At 60.5% G+C, this 5,179-nt stretch carries 5 protein-coding genes and 1 pseudogene; 2 read left to right on the top strand and 4 right to left on the bottom strand.

What is annotated here, in order from left to right:
* Positions 1 to 380, top strand: a 380-nt coding sequence (locus F7R19_RS29260) for a cupredoxin domain-containing protein (protein ID WP_150982944.1), incomplete at its 5' end; no start/stop codon positions are given.
* 95 nt (positions 381 to 475) lie between these two features.
* On the opposite strand, the gene F7R19_RS29255 is transcribed toward F7R19_RS29260, so the two are convergent.
* From F7R19_RS29255 to F7R19_RS30550, 4 genes are read right to left on the bottom strand one after another with little or no spacing between them, the layout of a single operon-like run.
* Complete coding sequence (locus F7R19_RS29255; protein WP_008652088.1) at positions 476 to 1,000, bottom strand: c-type cytochrome; 525 nt, start codon at positions 998 to 1,000, stop codon at positions 476 to 478.
* Positions 1,001 to 1,043: 43 nt separating this feature from the next.
* On the bottom strand, positions 1,044 to 1,457 hold the full coding sequence (locus F7R19_RS29250; protein WP_008652087.1) for a DUF411 domain-containing protein: 414 nt from the start codon (positions 1,455 to 1,457) through the stop codon (positions 1,044 to 1,046).
* A gap of 47 nt (positions 1,458 to 1,504) precedes the next feature.
* On the bottom strand, positions 1,505 to 3,931 hold the full coding sequence (locus F7R19_RS29245) for a heavy metal translocating P-type ATPase (protein WP_071040747.1): 2,427 nt from the start codon (positions 3,929 to 3,931) through the stop codon (positions 1,505 to 1,507).
* Positions 3,924 to 4,196 (bottom strand): DUF2933 domain-containing protein, encoded by a 273-nt coding sequence (locus tag F7R19_RS30550; RefSeq protein WP_084085805.1) that lies wholly within the window; start codon positions 4,194 to 4,196, stop codon positions 3,924 to 3,926. Before F7R19_RS30550 ends, F7R19_RS29245 begins: the two co-directional genes overlap by 8 nt.
* A 157-nt stretch (positions 4,197 to 4,353) precedes the next feature.
* Here F7R19_RS30550 and F7R19_RS29235 point away from each other — a divergent pair.
* Positions 4,354 to 5,052, top strand: a pseudogene (locus F7R19_RS29235) (type II restriction endonuclease); the annotation flags it as partial.
* Between the last annotated feature and the right edge of the window lie 127 nt (positions 5,053 to 5,179).

Below are 5,179 nucleotides of genomic sequence, written 5' to 3'. Positions count from 1 at the left end.
CTGCATCGGTCGCAGGACAACCTGGCGTTAGTGCCAAGGCCACGCGTACGGTGGACGTCACGATGAACGACACCATGCGATTCTCGCCCGACGCGATCCCGGTGAAAGCGGGTGACACCATCCGGTTCCAGGTACGCAATGCCGGGAAAGTCGAGCACGAAATGGTGATCGGCACGACGGCCGAACTGAAAGAGCATGCAAAAATGATGCGGGAGATGGCCGGCGAAAAGCACGCTGCCCCCAACAAGCTCACGCTCGCACCGGGCGCGCAGGGGACTCTCGTCTGGCGGTTTGACAAGGCTGGGACCGTCGATTTCGCCTGTCTGGTGCCCGGCCACTTCGAAGCCGGTATGGTCGGCAAGGTCGTTGTGAAAAAATAGCGCGACGCGCGACTAACCACTCCCGCCAAACAGACCGATGGCCTCCAACCTGTGACGACGACAGGCATGGAGGCCCGTTCTTGTTGCTCGGCAGGCTAGCGACCGATGTACTCGTTGGTCGCCTCGCGCTGGGCGGCCTGCACCTTCTCTGGCCAGGTGCTTTTGATGTAGGCCAGTACTGCAACGATGTCCTCGTCTGACATCGACGACTTGAAGGCCGGCATGTCGCTGACATAATTGCTCGGTGCAGAGACGCCTGGTACCAATCCGTTCTTCGTGAGCGCGAATAGTATCGCGTCTGCATGGTGCCAGGTATGGCCTGACGCGTCGTGTGGTGGGGCCGGCAGCCGCCCACTTGGCAGCCGATCGCGCCAGTTCGGCTGCCCTTCCAGTTTGGCACCGTGGCACGCGGCACACGCCTGCGCATATAGCTGCCTGCCTCGCTCCACCCGCTGTGAATCCGATGCGTCAATGCGCAATTCGCGCCCACTCCGTGCCCGATCGGGGATTGGCGGTGTCTCCAGATAGCGTTTGGCCTGCAGCGCGATGACCGTCGCGGCGACGGTACCTAACCCCAGGAGGCCGATGATCCTCCAGCGCGGCTTGTTGGATTCTTCCATGCAGCATTGTCTGGCGGCATGGGTGCCGCCAGCTCTGATTCCGTTAGTCTTGGGAGAAGGGCTTGCCCTGGAAATCCACCGTGACCAGGCCGCCGTTCAGCTTGCCCATGCCCGGTGCATTGGTCGGCATGCCAGGCACTGCGACGCCCTTGACTGCGCGATTGGCCACCAGTTTCTGGATAGCGGCGGCCGGCACGTGCCCCTCAATGACCTGGCCGCTAGTTTCCAGCACGGCGGTGTGGCAGGAATTGAATGAGGCCGGCACCCCAAGTCGCGTCTTTACCGAGGTCACATCCGTCGAGTTGATCACCTTGGTGGGGAAGCCGGCTTGATTGACGTGCTTCACCCACTCTTCGCAACAACCGCAGTTGGGATCCTTATAGACCGTCATGGCAGGCGCCGCGGCATACGACGCGGTACTTCCTGCCAGGATGGCAGCGGCAAACAGGTATTTCATTAGAATTTTCCTTGTACTGACTTACTTGAAACAACGCTCGGCTCGCGTCAGACACTCGTCCGCCTGAGCCTCAGCGCGTTGGAAATCACCGATGCGGAACTCAGGCTCATCGCGAGCGCCGCAATCATGGGGGACAGCAGCAACCCAGTAAGCGGGTACAGAACGCCAGCGGCCAAGGGCACGCCAAGCGCGTTATAGACAAAGGCAAATGCCAGGTTTTGCTTCATGTTGCGGATCGTCGCTTCCGAGAGGTTTCGGGCCCGGGCGATGCCGCGCAAATCGCCCTTCACCAGGGTAACCTGGGCGCTGTTCATTGCCACATCGGTCCCGGTGCCCATGGCGATGCCCACATCGGCCTTGGCCAGTGCAGGTGCGTCGTTGATCCCGTCACCCGCCATGGCTACCACGTCGCCAGCGTCCTGCAGTTGCGTCACCAACGCAAGCTTGTCGGCGGGCTTCACTTCCCCGCGGAACTCGTCGATGTTCAGATTAGTGGCCACCGCCTTCGCTGTGGCGAGGCCATCGCCGGTGGCCATGATCACGCGGATACCCTCATCCCGCAGACTCTGCAACGCTTCCGGCGTCGAGTGCTTGATGGGGTCCGATACGGCAAGTAGCCCAGCCAGCGTGCCGTCAACGGACAAATACATGACGCTGGCTCCTTGCGCGCGCAGGTCGTCGGCTTGCGCACGCAGCGGCTCGACCTGGACACGCTCCTCCTCCATGAGCGCCGTGTTGCCAATGGCGAGCCTTTTCCCGGCCACGATGCCTCGAACGCCAATCCCCGTGCTCGATTCAAAATTCTCTGCCTTCTCCAGGGACAGTCCCGCATCCCGCGCGGCGGTAACCAGCGCAGCGGCCAGCGGATGCTCGCTCCCCTGGTCAAGGCTTGCGGCAAGCCGCAGCACCTCTTCCTCGGCATAGCCATTGACGCCAACAGATCGCGCAAAGGCGGGCCTGCCCTCGGTCAATGTACCGGTCTTGTCGACGATCAGTGCGGTAACCTTGCGCAGGTTCTCGATCGCCGCCGCGTCGCGAAACAGCACGCCGTTTGCAGCTCCCTTACCGCTTGCGACCATGATCGACATTGGCGTCGCCAATCCGAGAGCACACGGGCAAGCGATAATCAGCACGGCAACGGCGTTGATCAGGCCAAACACCCAACTCGGTTCTGGACCGAAGAGCCCCCATGCGAGAAACGTGGCCACCGCCACACCGATGACTGCGAGCACGAATACCCCGGCGACCCGGTCCGCCATGCGCTGCATCGGCGCCTTTGAGCGCTGCGCCTGGGCAACCATCTGGACGATCTGCGACAACATGGTCTGCGCACCAACCCTCTCCGACCGAATGATCAGGCTGCCCGAAGTGTTGATCGTCGCCCCAATGACGTGGTCACCCGCGCGTTTCGAAACCGGCATGGGCTCGCCCGTAATCATCGATTCGTCAATCGAACTGCGGCCCTCCGTGACGACACCGTCCACCGGTACTTTTTCGCCGGGTCGGACCCGCAATAGGTCTCCCACGTGAACGTGGGTCAGCGCCACATCTTCCTCCTGTCCGTCGGGGCTAATGCGCCGGGCTGTTTTCGGAGCGAGCCCGAGCAGCGATTTGATTGCGGCGGAGGTCTGAGAGCGGGCCTTCAACTCCAGAAGCTGCCCAAGCAGGGTGAGCGAAATGATGACTGCGGCGGCCTCAAAATACACGCCGATTCGCCCATGCGCGGCGAATGCGGGCGGGAAAACGCCCGGCGCAACCGTCGCCACGACGCTATAGATGTAGGCGGCACCGGTTCCCAGCCCAATCAGTGTCCACATGTTCGGACTGCGATTGACGAACGACTGCAAGCAGCGTTCGAAGAATGGCCAACCGGCCCACAGCACGACCGGCGTCGCTAGAACGAACTCCACCCAGCTTTGAGTGGCGGGAGACATTAAGCCCAGCCGAGAGCCGAACATCGCGAGTACAAAGACGATTGCGGTCAGCGGCAGCGTCCACCAGAAACGGCGTCGAAAATCCGTCAGCTCCGGACTTTCGCCGTCTTCGATATCGGGCAGTAGCGGCTCCAGGGCCATCCCGCACTTCGGGCAGTTACCTGGACGGTCCCGACGAATCTCCGGATGCATCGGGCACGTATAGATGGTCCCTTCCGGTTCGACAACGGGTAGTGGTAGTCCCGCGGCGTCAGAGGTTAGCACCCCCACATACTTCGCCGGCTCCTCCAGAAACTTCTGATGACAGGAATTGCTGCAAAAGTAATATTGCTTGCCATCATGTTCGGCGCGGAACTTGGATTCCGTCGATACGGACATCCCGCAAACCGGATCTTTCAAATCGGTCTCGGGCGCACGATTGCCATCGCATTGCGAGCCAGGCCCGGCATGCGAATGTCCATGATGCGCGTCATGATCGCCTGGCGACGCTGCGCCGTGCGCAGAGTGATCTTGTGACTGGAGCGGACTACGTTCATTCATTGTGCGACTCCTGTTGTCCGACGCGCTGTTCGTTTGTTGCGTTACCACGCGCCGAGGAAGCATTCCTGTGACGCCCGGCATGATGGAGATGCATCAACGGGCACAGCAACACTAGCCCAAAAAGCAACATCGACGCAATCCGCTGCCAGTCCGAGAAAGCGAAAGCGAGTACGACGATCAATACGGCCCCAAGCGCAAGCCACCAAACCACGCGCCGGCTAAGCCCGACGTTCGAGCCAGCATCCTGTCCTGTGTGGGAATCCATGACGTCCCCTTCCAGATAGTTAGCCAAGCTACAACCAGACAACGCTGCCCGATATACCTTAATCCTTCCCGCCGTGGGAAGGTCAAGTGCAATTGACGCGTGGCATTCATTTTTCCGGACCCGCGGTGATACACTGCCTGTCAAAAAAAATGACGCCATGACAGACACCATCCGAACTCTCATCGAACGCTGGAAATCCGATCCGAGCGGCACCTATCAAACTTGGTTCCTATGGCCTGAACGCCTCAAGAATTTCAGATCCATTCGGCGCGGGATCGGCGCCGTCGTCGAGGAGATTCACGCCGGCAGCTTTGGTAATGCGTACCGAGGATCGTCTCTGGAGACCGTTGTCGCGTCGATCGCCGAACAGCGGCAGATCTTCAAGGGTGCCGATCACGCGTTTCTCTGGAAGCCGAAACTGCGCATTCCCGATATCTACGAAAACGCCGACAACCAGCGGGCGTTCGCAAGGTTGCTCCACACGTGCAATTGTTGTGATACGGAAGCAGAGGTGCTCACCGCCATCCAGCAACTGAGCGGCGTGGGGATCAAGGGCCTCGGTCCCGCAGTCGCAAACCTGCTCTATTTCATCCACCCTACCCTGCTTCCTCCGTTCAACACTGCGATCGTGAACGGCTACAACGCTCTGACCGGTGCGGCAGTCAAGCTGGGCAAGTGGGATCACTACCTCGCAATGCGCGACGGCATCCTCACACTCAATCATCGCTATCGTGACGTCCTTTCCAATGATCTAGGTGCCGTGGCCGGCCTGCTATTTGATGTCGGCACGGGGCGGTATCCCGCTCCGCCTCGTCACGACCTGCCGGCCGACGTCACCGCTTGGGAAGTCGATCTGTGAGCTTGCCCCCGCAAAACGAATCCCTTGCTGAGGTTAAACTGAAGCAAGGAGAGATGTGATGACAAGCAAGACAAAGCGGGCGCAGTACACGCTGGAATTCAAGCTGGAAGCGGTACGGCTGGTG

Origin of the sequence: Cupriavidus pauculus (genome assembly GCF_008801835.1) — a bacterium.
Classification (GTDB): domain Bacteria; phylum Pseudomonadota; class Gammaproteobacteria; order Burkholderiales; family Burkholderiaceae; genus Cupriavidus; species Cupriavidus pauculus.
This window is presented reverse-complemented; position numbering and strand designations above follow the sequence as displayed.